This is a genomic window from Synechococcus sp. R55.7 (assembly GCF_047461955.1).
GTDB lineage: Bacteria > Cyanobacteriota > Cyanobacteriia > Thermostichales > Thermostichaceae > Thermostichus.
In genome coordinates this window covers 1-1,345 of the sequence record NZ_JANSIC010000349.1, presented here as the reverse complement: position 1 = coordinate 1,345, position 1,345 = coordinate 1, and the positions used below count along the sequence as shown (strand labels likewise).

The window sequence follows — 1,345 nt, the reverse complement described above, 5'->3', positions numbered from 1 at the left end:
AAACCGCCGCCAGAATCAGATTCCAATTGCGAAGTGGATGGGGAAATGTTACTTATCTGGATGATATAAACATTAGTGCTGCAACCAATACACCACCAAGCGCTTCTTTTAATGTTTCATCAACTAACATCTGTGCAGGGCAAAGTATTACATTTACCAATACATCTACCAATGCTACTTCCTATAGCTGGTCCTTCCCCGGCGGAACTCCTTCAACAAGTACGGCTGCCAGTCCTACTGTAACATTTAATTCAGCGGGGACATATACTGTAACATTAACAGCTAGCAATTTAAACGGAACAAACACGGCAACAGCCAGTATTGTGGTGAATCCTTTGCCCATACCTACTATAAGTGGTGGCGGTACTATTTGTCAGGGAAGCTCTGTAAATCTTACTGCTTCTGGTGGTAATAGTTTTACTTGGAACACAGGTGCTAATACTGCTTCCATCAATGTAAGCCCTGCATCCACTACTACCTATACCGTTACAGCCACAGCTACTAACGGATGTACAGCAACTGCCACTGCATCGGTTACAGTACTTAACTGTTCTTCGCTGGATGAAGTGATGAATACCTCCAACTTTTTGGTGTATCCCAATCCGGCTACTGATATGATTACCATTGCTCTGCAATTGGCTTCTGCCGAACCGTTGAAAGGAGAACTGATGACAACACTGGGTCAGGTGTTGCAGCAATTTACCATTGCTCCATCTCAGCAGCAAATAACTTTGATCACAGACGGATTGTCTTCTGGAATTTATCTTCTTAGAATATCTGACGGAAAACAAGCGATAACACAACGCATCATGGTTGTAAAATAAATCAGAAAGCCCCGGTTACGGGGCTTTTTTGTTTGTGTTTTCTTACTAGGATTAAGCAATGATAGTCTTTGAAAATTCTTCGCAGAATGTGCGTATCTCATTTCGAACCATACGAAATGCATGCATAATTTCTTCTTCACTTCCGGTTGCTTTGTCAGGATCAGAAAAACTATGATGTATGCGAATGGAATTACCTGGTATGTACGGACAGTTTTCTCTGGCATGATCACATACCGTGATGATGTAATCAAAGGGTATGTTTAAGTATTCATTTACATGGTTGCTGGTATGATGACTGATATCAATTCCATCTTCCTTCATGATTTGTATGGCTCTCGGATTTACGCCATGTATCTCAATACCGGCACTGTAAATATGAGCTTTACCTTGTAACAGATTTTCTAAATAACCATGTACCATTTGACTACGGGAGCTATTACCTGTGCATAAAACCAAGATTTTTTTCATTTAATACCTCCAACTGTTAGCGATGGCTACCAACGATAACATGATGGGTACTT

Annotated in this window: 2 protein-coding genes; one reads left to right on the top strand and one right to left on the bottom strand. The window is 41.0% G+C overall.

Annotated features, from left to right (window positions below; all coding sequences use genetic code 11):
* Window positions 1–824: T9SS type A sorting domain-containing protein (locus NW820_RS12400; protein WP_414407645.1), on the top strand; the 824-nt coding region annotated here is incomplete at its 5' end.
* Between the two features lie 51 nt (window positions 825–875).
* On the opposite strand, the gene NW820_RS12395 is transcribed toward NW820_RS12400, so the two are convergent.
* On the bottom strand, window positions 876–1,292 hold the full coding sequence (locus NW820_RS12395; protein WP_414328749.1) for an arsenate reductase ArsC: 417 nt from the start codon (window positions 1,290–1,292) through the stop codon (window positions 876–878).
* Window positions 1,293–1,345: the final 53 nt, after the last annotated feature.